General features: G+C 34.2%; 22 protein-coding genes. 7 read left to right on the forward strand and 15 right to left on the reverse strand.

Annotated features, from left to right (window positions below; all coding sequences use genetic code 11):
• The first annotated feature begins 25 nt into the window (after positions 1-25).
• Positions 26-1,993, forward strand: a complete 1,968-nt coding sequence (locus tag DTUR_RS03765; protein WP_012583112.1) for an ATP-dependent helicase — start codon at positions 26-28, stop codon at positions 1,991-1,993.
• 1 nt (position 1,994) lies between these two features.
• Here DTUR_RS03765 and DTUR_RS03770 read toward each other — a convergent pair whose 3' ends face one another.
• Positions 1,995-2,279, reverse strand: a complete 285-nt coding sequence (locus DTUR_RS03770) for a metal-sulfur cluster assembly factor (protein WP_012583113.1) — start codon at positions 2,277-2,279, stop codon at positions 1,995-1,997.
• 94 nt (positions 2,280-2,373) lie between these two features.
• Between DTUR_RS03770 and DTUR_RS03775 the strand changes: the two genes are divergently transcribed.
• Together DTUR_RS03775 and DTUR_RS03780 are read left to right on the forward strand one after the other, a co-directional pair.
• On the forward strand, positions 2,374-2,739 hold the full coding sequence (locus DTUR_RS03775) for a response regulator transcription factor (RefSeq protein WP_012583114.1): 366 nt from the start codon (positions 2,374-2,376) through the stop codon (positions 2,737-2,739).
• Positions 2,740-2,768: 29 nt separating this feature from the next.
• Positions 2,769-5,216 carry an ATP-binding protein gene (locus DTUR_RS03780; RefSeq protein WP_012583115.1) on the forward strand — a complete coding sequence of 816 codons (2,448 nt, stop codon included), beginning with the start codon at positions 2,769-2,771 and terminating at the stop codon, positions 5,214-5,216.
• Here the strand turns inward: DTUR_RS03780 and guaB are convergent.
• Positions 5,210-6,691 carry an IMP dehydrogenase gene (gene guaB, locus DTUR_RS03785; RefSeq protein ID WP_012583116.1) on the reverse strand — a complete coding sequence of 494 codons (1,482 nt, stop codon included), beginning with the start codon at positions 6,689-6,691 and terminating at the stop codon, positions 5,210-5,212. The two genes, DTUR_RS03780 and guaB, sit on opposite strands and share 7 nt — an antisense overlap.
• Positions 6,692-6,785: 94 nt before the next feature.
• Between guaB and DTUR_RS03790 the strand changes: the two genes are divergently transcribed.
• Positions 6,786-8,003: a TIGR04013 family B12-binding domain/radical SAM domain-containing protein gene (locus tag DTUR_RS03790; RefSeq protein WP_012583117.1), complete on the forward strand. Its 1,218-nt coding sequence runs from the start codon at positions 6,786-6,788 to the stop codon at positions 8,001-8,003.
• On the opposite strand, the gene DTUR_RS03795 is transcribed toward DTUR_RS03790, so the two are convergent.
• The 7 genes from DTUR_RS03795 to DTUR_RS03825 form a co-directional block, all read right to left on the reverse strand.
• A complete protein-coding gene (locus DTUR_RS03795) occupies positions 7,979-8,833 on the reverse strand; it encodes a DMT family transporter (RefSeq protein WP_012583118.1) in 855 nt (284 codons plus the stop codon). The two genes, DTUR_RS03790 and DTUR_RS03795, sit on opposite strands and share 25 nt — an antisense overlap.
• Entirely contained in the window at positions 8,834-9,673 is an 840-nt protein-coding gene (gene nadC / locus DTUR_RS03800) for a carboxylating nicotinate-nucleotide diphosphorylase (RefSeq protein WP_012583119.1), read from the reverse strand.
• Entirely contained in the window at positions 9,633-11,261 is a 1,629-nt protein-coding gene (nadB, locus tag DTUR_RS03805) for an L-aspartate oxidase (RefSeq protein ID WP_012583120.1), read from the reverse strand. The genes nadC and nadB overlap by 41 nt, the downstream gene beginning before the upstream one ends.
• Positions 11,258-12,154 (reverse strand): quinolinate synthase NadA, encoded by an 897-nt coding sequence (nadA, locus tag DTUR_RS03810; RefSeq protein ID WP_012583121.1) that lies wholly within the window; start codon positions 12,152-12,154, stop codon positions 11,258-11,260. The genes nadB and nadA overlap by 4 nt, the downstream gene beginning before the upstream one ends.
• A gap of 77 nt (positions 12,155-12,231) precedes the next feature.
• A complete protein-coding gene (locus DTUR_RS03815) occupies positions 12,232-12,519 on the reverse strand; it encodes a LapA family protein (protein ID WP_012583122.1) in 288 nt (95 codons plus the stop codon).
• A 79-nt stretch (positions 12,520-12,598) separates the two neighbouring features.
• A complete protein-coding gene (locus DTUR_RS03820; RefSeq protein ID WP_012583123.1) occupies positions 12,599-13,204 on the reverse strand; it encodes a phosphate propanoyltransferase in 606 nt (201 codons plus the stop codon).
• A 102-nt stretch (positions 13,205-13,306) separates the two neighbouring features.
• On the reverse strand, positions 13,307-15,187 hold the full coding sequence (locus DTUR_RS03825) for a DUF4914 family protein (protein ID WP_012583124.1): 1,881 nt from the start codon (positions 15,185-15,187) through the stop codon (positions 13,307-13,309).
• A gap of 167 nt (positions 15,188-15,354) precedes the next feature.
• Here DTUR_RS03825 and DTUR_RS03830 point away from each other — a divergent pair, with 167 nt between their 5' ends.
• The gene (locus DTUR_RS03830) at positions 15,355-16,686 is read left to right on the forward strand and encodes a bifunctional folylpolyglutamate synthase/dihydrofolate synthase (protein WP_012583125.1); all 1,332 of its coding nucleotides are present in this window, start codon (positions 15,355-15,357) and stop codon (positions 16,684-16,686) included.
• Here the strand turns inward: DTUR_RS03830 and pdo are convergent.
• The 3 genes from pdo to DTUR_RS03845 all read right to left on the reverse strand — a co-directional run bounded on the left by pdo (position 16,683) and on the right by DTUR_RS03845 (position 19,263).
• Positions 16,683-17,366, reverse strand: coding sequence for a protein disulfide oxidoreductase (gene pdo / locus DTUR_RS03835; protein WP_012583126.1), 684 nt, complete (start codon positions 17,364-17,366; stop codon positions 16,683-16,685). The genes DTUR_RS03830 and pdo overlap by 4 nt on opposite strands.
• Positions 17,367-17,369: 3 nt before the next feature.
• Complete coding sequence (gene trxB, locus DTUR_RS03840) at positions 17,370-18,341, reverse strand: thioredoxin-disulfide reductase (RefSeq protein ID WP_012583127.1); 972 nt, start codon at positions 18,339-18,341, stop codon at positions 17,370-17,372.
• 70 nt (positions 18,342-18,411) lie between these two features.
• Complete coding sequence (locus tag DTUR_RS03845) at positions 18,412-19,263, reverse strand: aldo/keto reductase (RefSeq protein WP_012583128.1); 852 nt, start codon at positions 19,261-19,263, stop codon at positions 18,412-18,414.
• Positions 19,264-19,441: 178 nt separating this feature from the next.
• Between DTUR_RS03845 and DTUR_RS03850 the strand changes: the two genes are divergently transcribed.
• Both DTUR_RS03850 and lipB read left to right on the forward strand, forming a co-directional pair.
• The gene (locus tag DTUR_RS03850; protein ID WP_012583129.1) at positions 19,442-20,818 is read left to right on the forward strand and encodes an MATE family efflux transporter; all 1,377 of its coding nucleotides are present in this window, start codon (positions 19,442-19,444) and stop codon (positions 20,816-20,818) included.
• Complete coding sequence (gene lipB / locus DTUR_RS03855; protein WP_012583130.1) at positions 20,796-21,494, forward strand: lipoyl(octanoyl) transferase LipB; 699 nt, start codon at positions 20,796-20,798, stop codon at positions 21,492-21,494. Before DTUR_RS03850 ends, lipB begins: the two co-directional genes overlap by 23 nt.
• On the opposite strand, the gene DTUR_RS03860 is transcribed toward lipB, so the two are convergent.
• Genes DTUR_RS03860 through DTUR_RS03870 form a run of 3 tightly spaced genes read right to left on the reverse strand, consistent with a single transcriptional unit; the run spans position 21,436 to position 24,041 of the window.
• Positions 21,436-21,783 (reverse strand): hypothetical protein, encoded by a 348-nt coding sequence (locus tag DTUR_RS03860; RefSeq protein WP_012583131.1) that lies wholly within the window; start codon positions 21,781-21,783, stop codon positions 21,436-21,438. The two genes, lipB and DTUR_RS03860, sit on opposite strands and share 59 nt — an antisense overlap.
• Positions 21,784-22,773 carry a flotillin-like protein FloA gene (gene floA, locus DTUR_RS03865; RefSeq protein ID WP_012583132.1) on the reverse strand — a complete coding sequence of 330 codons (990 nt, stop codon included), beginning with the start codon at positions 22,771-22,773 and terminating at the stop codon, positions 21,784-21,786.
• Positions 22,770-24,041 (reverse strand): NfeD family protein, encoded by a 1,272-nt coding sequence (locus DTUR_RS03870; protein ID WP_012583133.1) that lies wholly within the window; start codon positions 24,039-24,041, stop codon positions 22,770-22,772. Before DTUR_RS03870 ends, floA begins: the two co-directional genes overlap by 4 nt.

Here is a 24,041-nt window from a genome sequence, read left to right on the forward strand (position 1 = left end):
TTAAACTATTATATAATAGTTTATCATGAATAACCAATTTGATGGTGAAAAGAAAATATTCATAATACCCTCAAAGAAGAAAAAAGAATTTCTTGAGAGAGTTGAAAGGGATCTTAATGAGGAACAAAGAAAGATAGTCTTAGAATCAGATGGCCCCTCTTTAGTTATTGCTGGGCCAGGATCTGGAAAAACAAGAACTATTGTCTATAGGGTAGGGTATCTTGTAGCCTTGGGTTATTCTCCTCAAAATATAATGCTTTTGACCTTTACTAACCAAGCTGCAAGACACATGATTAATAGAACCCAAGCACTTATAAGAGAGGACATTGAAGAAATTTGGGGTGGAACGTTTCATCATGTGGGAAATAGAATATTGAGAATTTATGGGAAAAGAATAGGTATTGGTGGACAATATAACATTCTCGATAGGGAAGATTCTTTGGATCTTATTGATGAGTGTCTTGAAGAATTATTTCCTAAGGAAGATGTTGGTAAGGGAATGTTAGGTGAAATTTTTAGTTATAAGGTAAACACGGGAAAAGATTGGGAAGAGGTTTTAAAGATAAAAGCACCTCAAATAATAGATAAGATTGAGATTATTCAAAAATTATTTGAGAGGTATAAAGAAAGAAAAAGAGAGCTTAATGTCCTTGATTATGATGACTTACTTTTCTTTTGGTACAGACTTCTTTTAGAGGATGAGAAGACAAGAAAAGTTTTGAACGATAGATTTTTATACATCCTTGTGGATGAATATCAAGATACAAATTGGCTTCAAGGAGAAATTATAAAACTTATGAGGGAAGAAAATAAAAACATATTGGTAGTCGGCGATGATGCTCAAAGTATATATTCTTTTAGAGGAGCAACTATTGAGAACATTTTGTCTTTTCCAGAAGTTTTTTCTGGAACAAGAATTTTTTATTTGGTATTTAATTATAGAAGTACTCCTGAGATAATAAATCTTGCCAATGAGATAATAAAGAGAAATACAAGGCAATATTTTAAAGAAATAAAACCTGTCCTAAAAAGTGGAAGCAAACCAAAACTTGTATGGGTAAGGGATGAGGAGGAAGAAGCTCAATTTGTAGTTGAAGTTATAAAAGAATTGCATCGAGAAGGTATTAAATACAAAGATATAGGGGTGCTCTTTAGATCTAATTATCATTCTATGGCTGTCCAGATGGAACTCACCATTCAGGGTATACCATACGAGGTTAGAGGTGGATTAAGATTTTTTGAGCAAGCTCATATAAAAGATATGCTTTCTCTTTTAAAAATTATTTTTAATCCTCAGGATGAAATCTCTGCTCAAAGGTTTTTTAAGTTATTTCCTGGTATTGGTAGATCTTATGCCAAAAAACTATCCCAAGTTTTGAAAGAATCTAATGATTTTGAAAGAATTTTCCAATTGCCATTCAGTGGTAGGACTCTTGAAGGTATAAGAATATTGAAAGTTCTTTGGGATAAGATTAAACCTATTCCAATTCAAAGGTTTTCAGAGATTTTAAGAATTTTTTTCCATGAGTATTATAAAGATTATTTAGAAAGAACTTATCCTGACTTCAAAGATAGAGAAAAAGACGTTGATCAGCTTATTCTCTTTTCAGAAAGATATGATGATCTTGAGAAGTTTTTGAGTGAACTTACCCTTTATACCTATGCAGGAGAGAAACTCATAGAAGAGGGGGAAGAAAAGGATTTTGTAGTTTTGTCCACAGTCCATCAGGCTAAAGGGCTTGAGTGGCATGCTGTATTTATTTTAAGGCTTGTTCAGGGAGAATTTCCTTCTTACAAAAGTATGGAAAATATAGAAGAGGAAAGAAGGCTTTTTTATGTGGCAGTTACAAGAGCAAAAAAGGAACTATATGTGATTACGCATCTTACAAAAAGAGTAAAAGATATGAACATTTTTAGTAAACCGTCTATTTTTATTGAAGAGCTCCCTGTAAGGGAGCTCTTTGAGGAATGGATAGTTCAAAGAGAAATTTAGTCTATTGATTTTTTAATAATTCATTAGCTTGTTCTGCAAATATGAAATCTACTACTTCTATATCCACATTCTTTACTCCCTCTATTTCTTTAACTGCCTTTTTGATGGAAAGAGCAAGTTGTATTCCTAAGGGACAGAAAGGAGTTGTCGGTCTGAACACTATTTTTACATTTCCATCATTATCTACTTCTAACTTGTCTATGGTATTTAGAGTAACTAAGTCAAGTCCAACCTCTGGGTCTATTATCTCTTTGAGCTTGTTTTCTATAGCTTCCTTTAAATTCATACCATTCACCTCGTAATTTTTTTGTTAGTATAATATAATAAAATATCCTAAGATAAAATTAAAGAAATGTTAAATTTGATTTGGGAGGTAAGTAATGAAGAAAATATTAATTGTAGAAGATGAAGAAAATGTAAGGGGACTCATTAAAGAGACCTTAGGGTTTTTGAATAAGTATGAAATTCATGAGGCTGGTACGGGTAGAGAGGCACTAGAAAAAATAAAGGAATTAAATCCAGATTTAGTGATTTTAGACATAATGCTTCCTGATATTGATGGATATACCATATGTGAGCAGATTAAAGAGGACCCTTCTTTAAATTCTCTTGTCCTAATATTGACCGCAAGATCCAGCAATCTTGACAAGAAGGTAGGTTTTAGTATGGGGGCTGACGATTACATGACTAAACCTTTTGGACTTGCTGATTTGATTACAAGGGTAGAAAATCTTTTAGGAGAGTAGAGAGATTAAGAAATAATTTTTAATATCTTATGAAAACTTATTATAACGAGAAGAAAGAAAAATTTCTATCTTTATTTAGAGGGTTACTTCTTTTTACAGCCTTACTTCTTGTAAAATTTGACATAATTCCTCCAATAAGCCAAAGCATTTTTAACATATTCCTTATAATCTCCTCTGTTTATATATTGATTACAACGGTTTTTCCTATTTATAAATATTCTCTTTTTTATAAATACGAGATTTTTTCTGCAATAGATGTGATTATTGTAGCCATACTTGTGTATCTCACGGGAGGCATTTCCAGTGATTTGTATTTGTTCCTTATTTTTCCCATAGTCTCATCGGCTTTTAGGTATGATTTTAGATCTGCCATACTTTCTGCAATATTAGTTACTCTTATTTTTACTCTCTTTGGTATTGTTCAAGGAATCAATATAATTTTAAGTTCTACCTATATTAGGGTTATTGAACTTGGTATTATAGCTATAATTCTTGCTTTGTTCTTAAACTATATAGGCAGAGAAAGCTTAAGGCTTGAGCAGAAAATTAATGAGATGAAGATTTTTTCGGAGATAATAAAGACTGTCAATTCCTCTTTAGAGACTAAGGAGGTATTATCTTTAATCTTAGAATCTGCAGTAAAGCTCTTAGGAGCCGATGGTGGGACGATCTTTTTAAAAGATAAGGAGACAGGAGATTTAATATTTGAAAAAGCTATAGGGGAAAAAGGGGAATTATTGGAAGGAAAAAAACTATCTAAGGGAGAAGGGGTAGTAGGTTGGGTTGTAGAGAATGGATCTCCTGTAATTATCAATAATCCTCAAAAAGACCCACGTTTTTCAAGTTATTATGATAAACTTTCTGGATTTAAAACAGGATCCATAATTTGTGTACCATTAAAGGTGGAAGATGAGGTTCTTGGAGCTATAGAGATTATTAACAGTAATAGAAACAGAAAATTTACAGATTATGACCTGGACATGCTTATGAACTTGGCATATGAGACTTCTATAGCCTTGAATAAAGCATTACTCTATAGCCAGGTTAATTTAGAAAGGGAAAAGATGAAAAAGATTCTTGAAAATGTAGGGGATGGGCTTGTCATTTTAGATGGTAGAAAAAGACTATCCATGTTCAACAATGTGGCAAGTGAGATTTTTCAGCTTTCATTTGGGCAAGCAGGCAAGAGATGTACAGAAGTTTTAAAATGTAGGAATTTATCGGGAGAAATAATGTGTTCTGAGTGTCCGTTGGACAAAATGGTTTTTCAAGGACTTTCTTTGATGCAGTATGAGATGAAGGTTTGGAATGGGGAGAAAGAAATTATCTTAGGATGTAATCTTTCGGGCACTTGGGAAGGAAGAAAAGTTACCAATTTTATCCTTGCTCTTAGAGATATAAGCTTGGCAAAAGAACTTGATAGAATGAAATCAGAATTTGTTGCCAATGTATCCCACGAATTGAAGACACCATTAACAGCTATAAAGGGTTATAGTGAACTTTTAATGAAGATGAATCTTCCTCCAGAAAGGGTGAGAAACTACTATCAAATAATTTATAAAGAATCGGAAAGACTAACTCAGCTTGTAAATGATTTGCTTGAGGTATCAAGGATAGAATCAGGTAGAATTGAGTTAAAAAAAGACATGGTAGAAATAAGAAAGATAATAAAAGAGAGAGCTACTTTCTTTCAGACTCGGACCTCAAAACATACTATAGTTTTACAATTTCCTGAATATCCTACCTTTGTTCTTGGTGACTCTGCAAGGCTTACTCAAGTTTTTCATAATCTTTTAGATAATGCTATTAAGTATTCACCTAACGGAGGGAATGTATGGGTTAGGGTTGCTGATAAGATGGAGGATATATTAATAGAAGTACAAGATCAGGGAGTGGGAATTCCGCCAGAGCATCTTCCCCACATTTTTGATAGATTTTACAGGGTAGATAGTTCTTTGAGAAAGTCTACAAGTGGGACAGGTCTTGGTCTTTCTATAGTAAAGAGTATTGTTGAGGCACATGGTGGAAAGATTTCAGCGACAAGTAAGGTGGGAGAAGGTACCACATTTACCATAAGGCTTCCAAGAAGATTTTCTCTTGTAGATCCCCTTACAGGGACCCTTTCACTGCCATACTTTTTTCCCATATTATGGAGGGAGATGTATAAGACTCAAGGTCCTTTTGCGTTTGGTAAGATCTCTTATGAGTTTGAGGGGCTTATTTCAGATAATGTGAGAAAGAATACTGTTTATAACCTTGCAAACAGGTTAAAAGAGAGATTGAAGCCTAATGATTTAATTGGGCATGGTTTTGACAGATTTTACCTTTTTACAAGGACTGTTATGGATATAGAGGAAAAAATCTCCCATATCCCTTTAGGAGATATAGGAGCTCTAAAGGTACATTTTAAGTTTTTATCTTCTGTTAACAGTAGTATAGAAGAAGTAGTTAAGGTTATAAACGAAGATTTTCAATGATTTTCCCATGTGGAAATACTATAATTAGGCGCCTCCCTTGTGATTATTATGTCGTGAGGATGGCTTTCCCTTAATCCTGCATTGGTAATCTTTATGAATTTTGTCTTAGTTCTTAGTTCTTCAAGATTTTTAACTCCACAGTACCCCATCCCAGATTTTAATCCACCAACGAGTTGAAATAGTACTTCCGATACAGGTCCTCTATAGGGTACTCTTCCCTCAATACCTTCGGGTACTAATTTTTCTGAATTTTCTTGGAAATATCTGTCTTTGCTTCCTTCTTTCATGGCTGATAAAGATCCCATTCCTCTATATACCTTAAAACTTCTTCCTTGATATATCTCTATTTCACCAGGGCTTTCTTCGGTTCCTGCAAGTAGACTTCCTAACATTACTGCATGAGCACCTGCTGCTATAGCTTTGGTAATGTCTCCAGAAAATTTTATGCCTCCATCGGCAATAATAGGTACATTATGTTTTTGGGCCTCCTTAGCACATTCCCATATGGCAGAAAATTGTGGTACTCCTATTCCTGCTACTACCCTTGTGGTACATATAGATCCTGGCCCAATTCCTACTTTGACCACATCTGCACCTGCATCAATTAAAGCTTTCGTACCTTCTGCCGTAGCCACATTTCCAGCAACAATGACAACCTCTTTTGAGAATAATTTCTTAAGTTCCTTTACCGTTTCTAACACCTTCTTATGGTGACCATGAGCAGTATCAATTACGATTACATCTACTTCTGCCTCTACAAGGGCTTTTGCTCTTCTTATAGCCTCATCTCCAACACCTATAGCTGCACCTGCAAGAAGCCTACCTTTTTTATCCTTTGCAGCATTAGGATATTGTCTCATTTTTTGTATGTCTTTGATGGTTATAAGTCCCTTTAATTTGAAGTCTTTATCTACAATGGGAAGTTTCTCAATTTTATATCTTTGAAGTATCTCTTGGGCGTCTTTTATGGTTATTCCTACCTGAGCTACTATAAGGTTGTCTTTAGTCATGATCTCAGATACTTTTTTGTTCATGTCTGATTCAAACCTCAAATCTCTGTTTGTCACAATACCTACTAATTTCCCGTCTCTTTCTACCACAGGAAGGCCCGAAATGTGATATTTTGCCATTATACTTAAAGCTTCACCTACTGTTTGATCAGGGTATAAGAAAATAGGATCTGTGATCATACCATGTTCAGATCTTTTTACCTTATCTACTTCTTCCGCTTGTCTCTCAATACTCATATTTCTATGGATTATACCAAGACCACCCTCTCTTGCTATAGCTATTGCCATTCTTGCTTCTGTTACGGTATCCATAGCAGCACTTAATATGGGTATATTTAAATGAATTCTATCAGTAAGATAAGTATCTACGCTTACTTCTCTAGGAGTCACTTCACTATATGCTGGTACTAATAATATATCGTCGAAAGTTAAAGCCTCTCCTAAAAACCTTTCATCGAAGTTCATAGCAAAATTCCTCCTTTTGGTTTGTGAAAATTTTCAATTATTTTATTTAAGGGAACCTTAAAAGTCAAATTTATTTTTTGTAAAATTATTAATCATGAAATACAAGATAGTATTTTACGATGTTAAAGAGAATAAATATAGTATAAATGCTCTGCTTGGAGCTTTAGAAAAAGACTTTAAAAATTTTGAGATAGGTTTTGTAGAAAAAAGCCAAGTTGATTTTTGGTTAGAAAATATAGAAAAGGATGTATTTTATATTTTTTGTGTATCCTTCTTTACTACTCAGTTTTTTGAAACAGAGGCTCTTTTAAAAAGGATAAAAGAAAAAATAGAAAATGTAAAAATTATTGCGGGAGGACCTCATGCCTCAGGCGATCCTTATAGTACACTTAAAATTGGAGCAGACATTGTAGTAGTGGGAGAAGGAGAGAAGATCTTCCCCGAGATTATTAAAAGAATTATTTCTGGGGAAGATGTTAAAGGAATTTTTAAAGGAGAATCTTTTGTCAAGCTTGATGATTATTTTCCTTTCTCTCTAAGATTTAAAAGGTTTGGCCCTATTGAAATAAGCAGAGGATGTCCTTATGGATGTTATTTTTGTCAAACTCCAAGAATTTTTGGGGGAGTTATGAGGCATAGGAGTACGGAAAAAATTTTAGATATCGTTAAAATAATGAATAAGCTTAATTTGAAAGACATAAGATTTATAACCCCTAATGCTTTTGCTTACGGTTCTCTTACAGGAAAAGATGTTAATTTAAGAAGGCTTGAAGAGTTACTTTATGGAATAAGAAATATAATTGGAGATAAGGGAAGAATATTTTTTGGATCTTTTCCTTCGGAGGTAAGGCCCGAACATGTTAGAGAAGAAATTTTGGAGCTTCTTAAAACCTATGCTGATAATGATAATTTAGTAATAGGAGCCCAATCTGGAAGTCAGAGGATTCTTGATTTAGCTCACAGAGGACATACTGTTGAGGATGTTTATAGAGCTGTTAGTTTAACTTTAAGATATGGTTTAAAAGCTAATGTGGATTTTATTTTTGGGCTTCCTTATGAAGAAGAAAGAGATATTGAAGAAACTTTAAAATTTATAGAAGAATTAGTAAAAATGGGAGCAAGAGTGCATGCTCATACCTTTATGCCTCTACCAGGAACTCCTTTTGCTAAATTTCCTCCAGGTAAGCTTGAAGGAATGTATAAAAAAATTATAAACAGGCTACTTCCTAAGGGAGTTATCTTTGGTAATTTTAGAGAACAAGAAAAAGTAGCTTGGGAAATTTACAATTATTTTTCTTTAAGGGAAGAGTAAATGATTCCAATAATAATAAGAAGCATTCCTAAGGTTTGGAGGAGGGTTATTTTTTCTTTAAGAAAGACTAAAGCAAGGAGTGTAGCTATAACTGTTTCACCTATTAATATGATGGAAGTTGCATTAGTAGAAAGAATTCTTATAGCATAGTTTGCTGATGTATGTCCTATAAGTTGAGGAATTAGTGCAAGTAGAAAAACATTGAAGTATATTTTGAGAGGGTACACTATAAGAGGTGTTTTTGTTAGAATTGCAAATACTAAAAGGATTATCCCTCCTGTGAAATAGACTAATGTGATATATGAAGACACACTTAAATTGGGAGATAAATACCTTCCCGTATAAAGATAGATGGCAAAAGTAATAGCTCCTAATATAGCAAGTAGTTCTCCCTTTCCAAATTTTAAAGAGATTTTGTTATTAGTTATTAAAACTATACCCAGAAGTATAAAAAATAAAGAAAGAAAAAAACTTCTTGTAGGTTTTTTCTTCTCAAATATATAAGAAAGAAGAGAGATAAAAATGGGACTTGTATTTACAAGGACTACTGCATTAGCAACAGTGGTCAAGAAAAGGGAAGAAATCCATGAGTAGAAATGCATACCTAAGGAAAGTCCTGCAATAAGTAATATAGGGAGATTTTTAGGCAATTTTAAGGTTTTTCTGTTTAATAAAAGTAGAATTAAAGATGCAATAAGTAACCTATAGGAGGCTATGATTATAGGTGGAGCAGAGGTGAGTCTTATTATTAAAGAAGCTGAAGCCATAGCTGTTATGCCAATTATAAGAAATATATAGGCTTTTTCTTTTTCTGTCTTGTTTTTCAGCATTTAGAGTAGTTCTAAGCTTAAGTCTAAACTTTTGTAAGAGTGGGTAAGTTTTCCTATTGATATAAAGTTTACACCTAATCTGGCAATCTTTTCCAAATCCTCTAAGGAGATATTTCCAGAAACCTCAATCATTACTTTTCCCTTTGCTATACTTACTGCCTCTTTAAGAGTATCATAGTCCATATTATCTAAAAGCACAATATCAGCTTTACTTTCAAGAGCCTCCTTTAGTTCTTCTAAGTTAGTCACTTCTACTTCTATTTTGTAAACATGAGATACTCTTTCTCTTACTCTTTCTATCGCCTCTTTTATGCTTCCAACAGCTCTTATATGATTATCCTTTATTAGGACCATGTCATAAAGTCCAAATCGGTGATTTTCGCCACCACCTATTTTTACTGCATATTTTTCAAAAATACGCAAAGTTGGAGTAGTTTTTCTTGTATCTAAAATCTTGACCCCATAAGGCTTTACAACATCCACACATTTCTTTGTATAGGTTGCTATACCTGAAAGCCTTTGAAGAAAATTTAGAGCAGTTCTTTCTCCCATCAGAATTGTTTTTGTTTTTCCTTTTATCTCTAAAATTACATCTCCCTTTTTGATTTCATCTCCATCCTTTTTAAATTCTTTAAATTCTATTTTACTATCAAGGAGTTTAAAAACCTCTTCTGCTACGGGTAAACCTGCAAGTATTCCTTCCTCCTTTGCTATAATTACTGCTCTTGAAATCATATCTTCAGGGATAGTGCTTTCTGTAGTAATATCTCCAAAGCCTATATCTTCTTTTAATGCTTCTTCAACAATTTTTCTTAAATGAAGGTAAGGAATTAACCTCACAAAATATCACCTCTTTTTCTCTTTCCCAGATTATATGTTTTTTCCATTCTTCCTTAGATTTTGGATAATCTATTCTAAAATGTGCTCCACGACTTTCCTTTCTTATTAAAGCAGAATTTATCATAAATTTGGATATTAAAAGCATATTTTTAAGTTCCACAAAGGATCTATCTAGAATAAAGGAATTATGCAGTTTTTCAATTAAGTTATCAATAATATTTTCTGCATCTTTTAATTCTGTTTCATTCCTTATAATTCCTACTTTATCCCAAAGGATTTTTTTAAGAATTTTTATTCCTTGATTTACCTCGTTAAGAGAAATATTCAGGAGGTTATTTTGATGTTTTGGAATAGAGTGATTCTTAGCTGGATCTTCATTCAATATGGCATCAATACATCTTTTACCAAAGACAAGTCCCTCTAAGAGGGAATTACTTGCTAATCTATTAGCACCATGCAGTCCTGTACATGCAGTCTCTCCACATGCATAGAGATTTTTTAAATTTGTCCTTCCATATTCGTCGGTTTCAATTCCTCCCATAAAATAATGAGCAGCAGGGGAAACTGGTACTAATTCCTTAGTAATATCTATGCCGTGTTCCATACATTTTTTGTAAATATTGGGAAATCTTTCTTTTATCTTTTTCTCCCCAATGGGTCTAAGATCCAAATATATTCTATCTTGAGTTTCTAACATTTCGAAAAATATTGCCCTTGTCACTACATCTCTTGGGGCAAGTTCCGCGAGGGGGTGATAGTTTAACATAAATCTTTCTCCAAAGGCATTTAAAAGATAGGCTCCTTCACCTCTTACTGCTTCAGAGATGAGAAATCTTTGTGGAGAAGCCACATCAAGAGAGGTGGGATGAAATTGAAAGAATTCAAGATCCATTATTCTTGCACCAGCCCTAAACGCGATTGCAATGCCATCCCCTGTTGCAGTGAGAGGATTTGTAGTATGTAGATATAGTTGACCTGCACCACCTGTGGCTAATATAATGTATTTTGAAGTAAATATTCTAATTTTCCTTTCTTTTGTGTCGAAAAAAACGCCCCCATATACCTCATCTTCATAGGTTAATAGATCTATCAACACGTAGTGCTCGTAGATATTCGTATTCTTTCTGTCTTTTACAATGTTTATAAGGGTTCTTGCTACTTCATATCCTGTGGCATCTCCTTGGGCATGAATTATTCTTCTCTTGCTATGGGCAGCTTCTTTTGTAAAGGCGAGACCATCAATTTTATCAAAATTTACCCCTAATTTAATAAGGTCTTTTACTCTCTCTATGCCTTCTTGTACTACTATTTTTACAATTTTTTCTTCGTTAAAGTCTGCTCCTGCACTTAAAGTATCCTTATAGTGGAGTTCTGGAGAGTCTTCAGGATTTAGAGCTACAGCAATTCCACCTTGAGCATAGTACGTATTACTTTCTTCTAATCTATCTTTAGAAAATAGGGCTATTTTGAAATTTTCAGGAGCATAATATGCTGATATAAGTCCTGCTATACCGCTACCTACTATTATTAAATCGTATTCTTTTTCAAAATCTTTCTCAGAAAAAGGCAATATAAACCTTTCTATCATAAACTAAGCATTCTTTCTATGGGTTTTATAGCTTTCTCTCGGGTAGACTCTTCTACTTTAACCTCTGGCTCTAAATTCTCAAGACTCGTTAATATTTTATCAAGAGTGATTTTTTTCATATTGGGACATATTGCAAGGGGGGATGCAAGGTAAAATTCCTTTTCAGGGTTTTCTTTTCTTAAGCGGTGTAAAAGTCCAACTTCTGTTCCTATAATATAGCGTTTTCCGTTATCTTCTTTTACAAATTTAATTATCCCACTGGTACTTGCAATTTTGTCTGCGAGATCTAAGACTTCTTTTCTACACTCTGGATGAACTACTACTTTAGCGTCTTTATATTTTTCTTTAAGGGCAATAATGTCTTGAGGAAGTATTCTTTGATGGGTTGGGCAAAAGCCATTCCATATGATTATCTCCTTTTTAGTATGTTTGCTAACATAATATCCTAAATTTCTGTCAGGTATAAAAATAACTTTTTCTTCTGGAATTTTCTCTACTATGAAGGTGGCATTAGCAGAGGTGCAAATGTAATCACTTTCTGCTTTTACTTCTGCTGATGTATTTACATATGCTACTACTGCATAATTAGGGTACTTTTCTTTTAGTTCCTTGACTTCTCTCGGAGTAATAGTATTGGCAAGGGGACAACCCGCAAAAAGATCGGGAAGTATAACTTTTTTGTCCGGAGCAAGGATAGAGGCTGTTTCAGCCATAAAATGCACGCCACAAAATATGATGACTTCTTCCTTTACTTGGGCGGAAATTCTTGCAAGCTCTAAGGAGTCTCCTACAAAGTCTGCTATATCTTGAACTTCTGGAAGCTGATAATTATGAGCTAAAATTATAGCATTCTTTTCCTTTTTTAGTTTTTGTATCTTCTCTTGTATAGTCATTTTAAAATCTCACCTCTAAAAGAAGAGTCATATAGAATTATAAGTTAATGAAATATTAAGCTCTTGTCAAATGTTATTTATTTCTCACTACTCTGCTCAGGTATATTCTCCTTATTGATACTTTTTTCTAACTCTTTTATTTTTTTGTTTAACTTTGCTATAGTTCTTTTATCTTTGATGATAGTTGGCAGTACGCTTATAAAAGCAAGAATTACACCAGAAGCAAAGGTTAAAAATAAAACAGTAAATATTTTTTCTTGAAAGGACCAATTTAGAAAATAAATGGTTATTAGAGCTTGATTTTGAAAGGAAAGTAAAAGAGCAATAATTACTCCTATAAGGAGTACTATTATTATAGTACTCATTACTCTTACCTCCTAAAAAAAGAGGGAGAATCAAGTCTCCCTCTTTGAGATTTTGGCTTAATTTTTTAAATTTATACTTTTAAGTTATTTGTGGTATTTTGACTGGTTCAAAAATTACTATTGCCTTATCACCTGTCTTCACCATTGCCGCATTTGCTTCGTCGGTATCAATATGGAATTCCCAAGCAAATTTATTGCTTATCCTTATTAAGACATTTTCAAAAGTAATCGCTCTTACTCCTTCTACTTTAACTTTTACTAATTGTTTGTCTACAAGCCCTAATTCTTGTGCTATATTTTCTGGCGTATGAATATGTCTCCAAGCAATAATAACTCCCTGAGGTATTTCAATCTCTCCTAAGGGTCCTCTCATTTTTATTCCTGGAGTCCCCTCAATATCTCCGGAGTCTCTTACTGGAGGGATTGTGGGAAGCCCAAGATAAATTACATCAGTTAATGCTAATTCTACTTGGGTATTTTTTCTTACTGGGCCAAGAATTCTTACTTTGAGAGATCTCTTAGGTCCAATTAGTTCTACCTCTTCTTCTGCTGCAAATTGACCTGGCTGAGACAATGGCTTCAAGGGGTGTAGTTCATAATTCTTTCCAAATAACCTCTCCAGATCATCCTGAGAGAGGTGGACATGGCGTGCAGACACACCTATTGGTACTTTTACCTCCTTCATTTTATATTCCTCCTCGAATATAATCGTTTTAATTTTTTCTTTCAATTTATGTTATACCACTTTCGATATATTTTTTAAAGTAAAAAAAATTTAAAATCTCTTTTATCTTCGAGGAGGAATAAGTTTTATATAGTCTTCTAAAGTACCGTCCGCAAGACAACACTCTATAATTCTTTTGCCTAAGGGATCAAGATCTAAAGAGAGGAATTTTTGTAATTCTTTTTTGAAGAATGCTTTGAGCATTTCTGCCCCTTTGTCATAAGCTTCAGGTCCTACTTCAGGTTGCTGATCTACTTGTAGAAGAGCCTTAGGTATATAATGTCCTTCCACTTTTAGGGTTTCAAGGGCAAATCCTAAAAGTGAACATCTTGCAGGCTTCAGATTATCAGGTTTAATCCTTGCGCTGCCTCTTTTAGCTAAATACTCTCTTACTATCCATTCAGGCATAAATCCTACTCTATATGCTCCGATATATTGATTGGGTATAAGTATATACTGAGTACGAGGATAATCTAAAATTTGTTGCAATAAAAGATTGGCTTGTTTTACCATTTTTCCTGTAGCAAAGGGCCAATATGATCCAACTCCTTCACTGCTCATGAGATCTCCATCAGTTATGCTTGGGTTATCATATCCTCTTGGACTTACTAATCTCCATAGCCAGGCTAATGCAGGTGGAAGTACATGGAATAACCCTACTATTCCGTAGGTAGGTTTTTCCTTTGTGCAAGGAGGGGTTCTAAATCCAAAGCTTCTTACATCTACCTCAACAGGTTCATTTATGATGTTAGGTACAAATCTTCTTGGCAATATTACCCTTGGATTAGGACAGGGCTTTCCTGGTTCGTCCATAGTGTGTTCCCATATTAAGGCTGTAGCTCCAGGATGCCCCTCAATATTTAGGAATATAAGAGGCTCTGGGGGATGGATAGTAATTCCTTCAAGTTGCGGATCAGTCCCATATCTTTTTATTTGGTCTACCCTTACAAACCATCCTTGTTCTGCATCTTTTATAACCATTTTGCCACTTCCATTTTGAAGTCTTGGATGACATAAAGCCATGTCGTCAGTTATAGGAAATATTTCACATGATTCCTTTATCTCAATGTAATATCTTTCTCCTGTAATTATATTTTCTCCTACCAGGATTCTGTTATCTTTTTCTCTATGCATTTGCTGGATCATTTCACTCTTTCCACCACCACTTGCTCCTTCGTGCATAATTACTAATTCATTATCATAAGGAGTAACTATCTTTACTGTAGAAGCATGAGCAGTAACCCATCCTTCCATTTCACCTATATTTATAAGCACCCCATAGATACCCTTTTTAGCACTTGGCCCAGGATATAAATTATAGGAAAATACCTCGTGTCTTCCGTTGGACCTATAGTGTACCACTATCTGTTTGCCTGAAAAATGCGTATGCCTAAAGGGAGGTGCTACATAAACGATGGCCATAGGTTCAAATTTTTCTCTTAACTGATTTCTTGGTATGAAACCTTGAATATCTGCAAGAGCCCATGCAAAAAATCCTGCATTAGAAGGAGCAATTAAAAGAGACGGATATCCCAATTCATGCCCTCCAGACATAAAGGGCATGACAATTAATTCCTGTCCTTTAAGCCAATTAAAGGTTTTTTCTCTTAAAGAGTCAAAATCCTCTCCAAATCTTTCTTTAAATGTAGGTTTGTCAGTATCTCCCTCGTCCCCTACAACCAAGCTATCTGGGTCTCTTCTTCTCATGTAGACATCTGGATAATTTACTACGATACCATTTTTAGCTCTTGTGATTACTGCTTCTACCACTTCTCCCTTTCCAGATACTTCGTATTTTACTTCAAACTCCATATTGTCCTTCCCGCCCATAGCAAGTTCTAAGAAATGTTCTCTACTTTCAGGAATTATAATTCCTTTACAGGATATAAGAATATCCTCTACTTCTTTTGGGATGACTAAGTAAGAAACCTCTTCCCTTATCATATATAGACAACTCCTTTCTAAAACAATTATAATAAAAAGAAATTATGTTAAATTCTTCATTGGAAACTTTGGTCACCGTTGATCCAGATTTTACGGAAATAAATTTAACACAAAAAGATGTTAAAATCAATAAAAATTGTGTTAATAAAACTGGGAGGGATAAAAAAGTGTCATACTTTGAGAGATTAAATTACCTTAATAGCTTTATTAATTATGAGAAACGTCTTGACAACATAACCTATGAAGAAAAAAAATTTTATCTCGAACGAATGAGATACTTATTGAAATTAATGGGGAATCCTCAAGATAATCTCCAGGCTTTTCATGTGGCTGGCACAAAAGGCAAGGGATCTACCTCAGCTATGATTTTTTCAATCTTGAAGGAGGCAGGTTATAAGGTAGGTCTTTACACTTCTCCTCATCTTCAATCCATAAGGGAAAGAATATCTACCCATAAGGGTTTCATCTCTCAAGAAGAATTTATTGATCTCATTGATTACGCAAAGCCCTATATAGAAGAGGCTAAGAAACATCCTATTTTTGGCCCTCCAACCTTTTTTGAAGTTTTAACTGCTCTTGCTTTTTTATATTTTTACATAAAAAAACTTGATTATGTGGTTATAGAAGTGGGACTTGGGGGGAGATTAGATGCAACAAATGTTATTAATCCTCTTGTCTCGATCATAACTCCCATAGGTTTTGACCATATGCATATATTAGGTAATACAATCGAGAAAATTGCCTTTGAGAAGGCTGGAATAATTAAGGAAGGAAAATTTGTCATATCTTCTATTCAAAAAGAGGAAGCAGAGAAAGTTATCGCAAAAGTTGCAAAGGAGAGAAATGCTATTTATTATAAAATAGATAATCTTTTTAAATGGGAAAGAAAAGATTTTAGTCTTAACGGACAGAGGTTTTTATTGAGTGGAAAAGATATAAATGAAGAGTTTTTTATTCCCCTTCTTGGAGAACATCAAATTGTTAATGCTATTACTGCCTTTGGAGCCATATATTTACTAAGGGATAAATTAAGTATAGATTATGAAACTGTGAGAGAAGGATTTAAAAAAGTACAATGGATGGGGAGATTTCAAATTGTTAGTAAAAGTCCTTTGACAATCATAGATGGAGCCCATAATGTGGAATCTGCTATAGCTTTAAGAGATACTTTAAAAAATTATGTAAACTTTAATAGGTTATTCTTAATATGCGGGCTTATGAAAGATAAGGATGCTGAAGGTTTTCTTAAAATCTTGAATCCTTTGGTTTATAGCTACAATTTTGTTCCCTTATCTTCTCATAGAACTAGAAGTCCAGAGGAGCTTGGTAATATAGTTAAATCTTTTAATGCCGATGCTAATATAAATCTACATACTAACTTTTATGAGGCAATAAATTTTGTCAAAAAAGAAGCCTCACCTGAAGATTTAATACTTATCACAGGGTCTCTATATCTTGCAGGTGAGGCTTTAAATTATTTTTATGGAAACTTAGACTAAGCTTTTAAAGCAGACTTGAAATATTCGAGAAAGACATTTTCTGGTACAGCTCCCTCGATTTCTACCTTTTCATTTATTATGGTCTTGGGAACACCAGTCACATCGTATTTCTCAGCAAGATGTGGAAATTCAATGGCCTCAATCATATCTGCAGTAATTAGTGGATTTTCCATGGCAAATTGGTGGGCAAGTCTTACTGCTCTTGGACAATAGGGACATGTAGGGGTGACAAATACCTGAATATGTACTGGTTTATCAACAGTGGCAAGAAAGGCTTTTGTATTTGGTGAAAGTTGAGTTTCACCACGAGATATATCAATAATATCCTCAATTAGACTTGAGAATTCATAACCTGATGGAATACCAAAATATCTTACTCCCAGTACATTATTATTCTTTTCGAAAAGAATTGCAGGAATTTTGTCCAAATTGTATTTTTTAGCAAGTATTTCGTCGGTTAAGAAGTCATGAATTTCGAGTTCTAATTTGTCTGAGAGAGACACAAGCTCTTCTAAAATTTCTCTTGTTTGTTGACAATAAGGGCATTCAACTCTTCCTGGAACAACTAATTTACTTCCTGCAGCTTTATCGCTGAAAAGTATAATTTTTAACTTGTCCTTGAGATTTTCTCTAAATAGATTTTCCAAATATTGACGGTCCTCTTCTTTTAATAGAGCCATTTGTTAAACCTCCTTGTAATTTAATTCTTCTAAAAATTTGCTTGCTTCCATACCAGCTATTGCTCCATCAGCGACCGCAGTTACTATTTGTCTTAAAACCTTACCTCTTACATCTCCTGCTGCATATATTCCAGGCATAGAAGTATGCATTTTCTCATCTGTTATTATAAAACCATTTGGATCTAAATTCAAAATATCTTTAAAAAGCTCTGTATTAGGAATTAAACCTACGTAGATGAATACACCATCTACAGGAAAAATTTTGGTTTCTCCTGTTTTAAGATCTTCTAATACTAATCTTTCAACTTTTTTCTCTCCTTCTATGGCTTTTACTACATGGCTCCATAGAAATTTAATTTTAGGATTAGAGAAAGCTCTTTGCTGAGTTATCTTTTCGGCTCTTAGAGTATCTCTTCGATGAATAATTGTTACTTCTTCGGCAAATTTTGTTAGGTAAATTGCCTCCTCAACAGCAGAATCTCCTCCTCCAATAACTGCTACTTTTTTCCTAATAAAAAAGGCGCCATCACATACTGCACAATAGGAAACACCTTTCCCTATAAAGTCTTCTTCTCCAGGGACCTCTAATTTTCTTGGTCTTGTTCCAGTTGCGATAATAAGAGTAGGAGCTCTGAAAGTTCCCTGTGATGTTTCAACTATTTTCCAGTTTCCGTCTATTTTTAAGGATAATACATCAGATTCTAATATTTTGGAACCAAATTTTTTAGCTTGAGTTTCCATTCTTTTTACTAACTCTTCACCCGTTATTCCTTCTGGAAAACCAGGATAATTGTCTATTTTTTCTGTAAGAGCTGCATTGCCTCCTAATATACCCTTTTCAATAATTAGGGTTCGCCATAGATTTCTTCCAGTATATATTCCTGCTGTAAGCCCTGCTGGTCCTCCTCCTAAGATAATTACATCTTGTACTTCTTCAATCTTTTCTATAGGTTTTGTTATGGATATAAACTCCATTTTTTCACCTCCCTTTTAATATACCATATGGAGTATATCAAAAATTGATAACATTTCAATAGATTTTATGTTAAGAAACTTTAAAGATTGGTTCTAAGTCTTGAGCTTTTTGTTTAAGAATATTTAACTCCTCATCAGTTAGTGGTTTAAAGTTTTCTCCAACTTCTACTGCCCATTTGAAGAATTTATATTCCCCAGGGGGTATAGCTGCTGTTATGGGTTGAGATAAGGTAAATCTTAATGCCAGTTGGGCAAGTTCTTTGTCATCTATAGGGTCATACCAACATTTGGGATATCTTCTTTCTTGTCCTTCTGGAATTATAGTCTTTGCCATCGCTTTTAAGGCAAGTATGGTTACGTTTTTTTCTTGCGCTTTTTTTACTACCTGAGGACCAAAATTTCCGTTAAAGAAATTTACCCAATTTATAGGGAAAAGAATAGAATCAAAATCAAAGATTTCAAGAAGTTTTAAGGCGACTTCAACAGAATGAGCTGAAAATCCTATATATCTTATTATTCCATCTTTTTTAGCTTTTATAAAAGCTTCTAAAGCCCCATTAGGACCTGTAACTAATTGGAAATCTTCTTCTGTAGTCATGGCATGTAACTGATATAGATCAAAATGGTCTGTTTCAAGTTTTTTTAGAGACCTTTGAAGTTCTTCCCAAGCTTTGTCCTTGATTCTTTCCATGGTTTTACAAGCGAGAAAAATATCTTTTCTTTTTCCACGAAGGGCTGGTCCAAGTTTATCTTCAGCATCTCCATAGGATGGTGCCACATCAAAGTAGTTAATTCCAAGATCTATAGCTTCAGCAACTCTCCTGTTGGCTTCCTTTTGTTCTTCGTTCATTACTAATATTCCACCAAATCCAATAATAGAGAGGAGTTCTCTATTTTTGCCATAGGGTCTTTTTTGGATCATAAAAGACACCTCCTAAATTTTTATACTTTTATTTTAGCTTATCTTTTCATTGCAAAAAAGTATGCTTTCGAATATAATATATTCACACACCCCCCTCCTTACGAGAGGCTGGAGAAATAACCATGAAACTCCAGCCTCTCTTTTTTAATGGGGTTATATAGTTGGAGGAAAAGCAAAGATGCTTGAAGATGAACGGGGTAAAATAGGTAAAAGAGTTCTTGCTCTTGCTATACCCGTTTTGTTAGAAAACCTATTTCAGCTTGTCTTTAGTTTTGTGGATATGATTTTTGTAGGGTTTTTAGGAGCGGTTGCTCTTGCCGCGGTGGGATTAGGGATGCAAGTTATTAACGTAATTCTTGCTATTATTGCGTCTCTTACTGTGGGTACTATGGTTACAGTGGCTTATAGTGTAGGTGCTAAAAAGCATAATGATGCTGCAAGGTATTTGGAGAACTCATTAGTTTTAGGCTTTTATCTCTCAATTTTGATTCTTCTATTTGGTTTATTTGGAACCGATAAACTTTTACAGATTTTAGGTGCAAAAGGAGAGCTTCTTTATAATTCTTCTCTTTATTTAAAATACATTCTTATTCCTAGCTTTTTAATTGTGTATATGTCTATAATCTCTTCTGCTTTGAGGGGGTCAGGTGATACAAAAACCCCCTTATATGTAAGTATAGTTTCAAATGCTTTAAATATTTTCTTGGATTATGTGTTTGTTTTTGGCAAATTTGGATTTCCTAAGATGGGGGTTGCAGGTGCAGCTTTGGCAACAACTTTGTCTCGCTTGTTAGGTATGGTTATTCTTTTTTATATTATTTATAAGAGAAATGATTTTTTAAGCTGTAAGTTTTCCTGCAAGATTGTTCCTGAGAAAGATGTCAGTACCCAAATACTAAAGATAGGTATTCCTACATCTCTTGAGCAACTCCTCTTTAACATGGGAGCTCTTCTTTATGCTACTATTGTATTAAGCTTGGGTACTAAGGTTTATGCAGCTCATAGAATAGCATTAAATGTAGAATCTCTTTCTTTTCAGCCTGGTTTTGCTTTTGGGGTTGCAGCAACAACTCTTGTGGGGCAGTATAAGGGGGCAAGGGAAGATGATTTGGCAAGATTAGCCTCTATTGAATCATGGAGGAAAGCTGTTATCTTCATGGGAAGTGTTGGCGTCCTTCTTTTTTTCTTTCCGGAGTATCTGGTTCAAATATTTACAAGAGATATGGAAGTAATTAAATGTGCTTCATCAGTATTAAAAATTATTGCCGTGATTCAACCACTTCTTGCAACTGCAAATGTTATGTCTGGATCCTTAAGAGGAGCTGGTTTTTCTAAGATTCCTATGGTAATAAGTGGCGTAGGTATGTGGTCTATTAGGATACCTCTCGCTTATGTGTTAGCTTTGAAGATGGGTTTAGGACTTACTGGAGCATGGATTGCTATGGCCACAGACATATCTTTAAAAGCAGTTGCTAATTATTACATGTTTATAATCAAAAAGTATTATAAAAAGGAAAGTTTTAAACTAAGGTATGAAGAAGCTATTAGTAATTGATTTTAAAGAGAAAATAAAATATGAAGACGCATGGAATTTTCAGAGAAAACTTCATGATTTGAGGGTAAATAATATTATTTACGATACCTTGATACTTTTAGAACACTTTCCAGTAATAACCTTGGGAAAGTTCGGAAATGAGAGTAATTTACTTAAGAGGAAGGAAGAGCTTGAAGATATAGGGATAGACTTTTTAAGGGTTGATAGGGGAGGAGATATTACTTATCATGGTCCCTTACAACTTGTAGGTTATCTTATTTTCAGGGTTGAAGGGGTAAAAAATTTTGTTTTAAAAATTGAGAGATCTATCATAAACGTCCTTAATGAGTATGGTATAGAGGCAAAAGAGAATCTAAAATATCCAGGAGTTTGGGTAGGTGATAGGAAAATAGCTGCTATAGGTATTGCTATAAAGAAAAAAGTCTCTTATCATGGATTTGCGTTAAATGTAAGTAACGATTTAACACCTTTTTCTTATATAATTCCTTGTGGTTTAAAGGATAAAAAAGTTACCTCAATACTAAAAGAGGCAGACTTTTCTCCTTCCATGGAGGATGTTAAGAAAAAAGTCTGCCTCTCAGTAGTTAGAGAATTTGGCTTTGACTCGTTTAAGGTTTTTAATTTTTCTTCCTATAAGGAACTGTCCAATTTTGATATGCTTTTGGAGGACCAATAATTTCTATAAGTGCTATAATCTCTGGTAAATTATTTTTTAGGCTTTTTTCAATATATGTTTCTTCAATCTTTTTTTCCTTTTTAACTTTTTCTTCTATTTTTTCCTTTTTTTCAACTGTTTTCTTAGGGAGTAAAATCTCTTTTGGAACTTCTTTTTTAATCTCTTCTTCTTTAGGTATCTCAGCTTTTTTTATGATAATTTCTCTTTTATTCTTTACTTCTTTTGCAGTGTTTAATATGGCAGAAACAATAACAAAGAGTATATATAAAATTATCAGCCATTCAAACATTTAGTCTTTCCTTCCCTCTTCTTCTTTTTGTCCTAATTTAGAGATGGCTTCTCTCATTGCAGTATCTGCTATTATATTCTTTAGGGTATAGTAATCTAAGACTCCAATTTTTCCGCTTCTTAATGCTTCTGCTATAGCAAGGGGTACTTCTTTTTCGGCTTCTATTAATCTTGCTCTCATCTCTTGAGTAAGGGCTTTCATTTCCTGTTCTCTTGCAATGGCAAGGGCCCTTCTACTTTCAGCTTGAGCTTGTGCGATTCTCATATCAGCTTCTGCTTGATCCATTTTTAACCTTGCTCCCACATTATTTCCTACATCTACATCAGCTATATCAATAGATACTATCTCAAAGGCAGTTCCCGCATCGAGTCCTTTTGCAAGTACTGTTTTTGAAATGCTATCTGGATTTTCTAAAACTTCTTTATAACTTTCTGCAGAACCAATAGTGGTTACTATTCCTTCTCCAACTCTTGCTATAATTGTAGCTTCTCCTGCTCCTCCTACTAATCTTTCAATATTTGCTCTTACTGTTACTCTTGCTTTGGCTTTTAATTCAATACCGTCTTTCGCTACAGCAGCTACCACAGGAGTTTCAATAACTTTTGGATTAACACTCATTTGTACTGCTTCTAATACATCCCTTCCTGCAAGGTCTATAGCTGCTGCTTTTTCAAAGGTCAAGGGAATACCTGCTCTCTGGGCAGCAATTAAAGCATTTACTACTTTATCTACATTTCCACCAGCTAAGTAATGAGCTTCTAATTTATCAAGAGTCACCTCTGAAAGTCCAGCTTTATGAGCTTTGATTAAGGAGTTTATTATTACTCCAGGTGGAACCCTTCTAAGCCTCATTCCAATTAGATCGGTAATTCTTATGGAAACTCCTGCAGCAAGAGCAGAGATCCATAAACCTAAAGGTACGAAGCTAAAAAATACTCCAAGAAATATCAATACTAAAATTAAAATTAAAAAACCCCAAATCAAATTCATTTCTCACTCCTCCTTACAAAGATTTTATTCCCCTCAACCTTAAAGACTAAAACTTCTTCACCGGGCTCAATAAATTCTGATTCTGAATAGGCCTCAAATCTTTCCCCGTCAATCTCTATAATTCCTGTGGGACGTAACATGGTAATAGTTTTTCCCTTTTTTCCAATCAAATCTTTTCTCTCTTGAACTGCAGTATAACCTAACTCTTTCTTTTGACTTCCAGAAAGGCCAAACTTTTTCCAAACACGGCTTCTTGGTAGATAAATTGCTAAAAATATTATGAGAGAAAGCACTACAAAGATTCCTGTAAGTAGGGCTTGAAAGGTACCTCCTTTTTGAACTATAGTCCAGTATATACTAAGGAACACTGAAATACTGCCTGCTATTCCTGGAATTCCGAATCCTGGCGTATGCATTTCTATAAATATGAGTATAAGCCCAAGGATAAATAGGATTAAGGGTTCTAATCCTGCAAGACCAGCAAGATAATGTCCTCCAAAAAAGAGTCCCAGACATATCAAAGCTAAGAGCTCAGGTAATCCAAGACCAGGGGTAAAAATGGCCACATATAAGGATAGCATTCCAATGGTCAAGATAATACTTGATACAGTAGGATCAGTGATAAATCTTACAAAATTTTCAGCCCAATTGGGGTGTAAGTTTGTTACTTTAGCTTTCTCCAAGCGAAAATACTTTAATACAGAGTCTAAGTCTTCTAATATTTCATCAGCAATTTTCCACTTTTTGGCCTCTTCAGCATAGAGAGTTAATATCTTTCCTTTCTGTTTTAATCCTGGAATTACTTCATCAGCATCTACCATTGCAGCAGCAATTTTAGGGTTTCTTTGTCTTTTTTTAGCTGTACTTTCAAATTCGGCTTTAAGGGCTGAAATGGTTTTCTCTTCTGCTGGACGCGGCTCTGCAGCTCCAATACTGCCTGAGGGAGAGATAATAATTTTTTCGCAGGATAATGCTATTAAGGCTCCAGCTGACCAGGCTCTATCTTTTATAAAGGCGATAGTTAAATTAGGTGTAGATAATATAGCATCTCTTATACGGATAGCTGCATCTACTCTGCCCCCAAAGGTGTCTATTTCAAAGATGAATGCTTTAGCGTTAGGATTTTCTTTTAAACTTCTTTCTACGAACGAGGCAAGACCAAGTTCAATAGTTCCTTTTATAGGTATAACATAGACATTTTGGGGTTGAGCGTTTAGAAAAGATAACAATAAAAACGAAAAGAGAATGGTGTAAAGAATCTTTTTCAA

This window comes from Dictyoglomus turgidum DSM 6724 (assembly GCF_000021645.1).
In the GTDB taxonomy this organism is placed as follows: Bacteria; Dictyoglomota; Dictyoglomia; order Dictyoglomales; family Dictyoglomaceae; genus Dictyoglomus; species Dictyoglomus turgidum.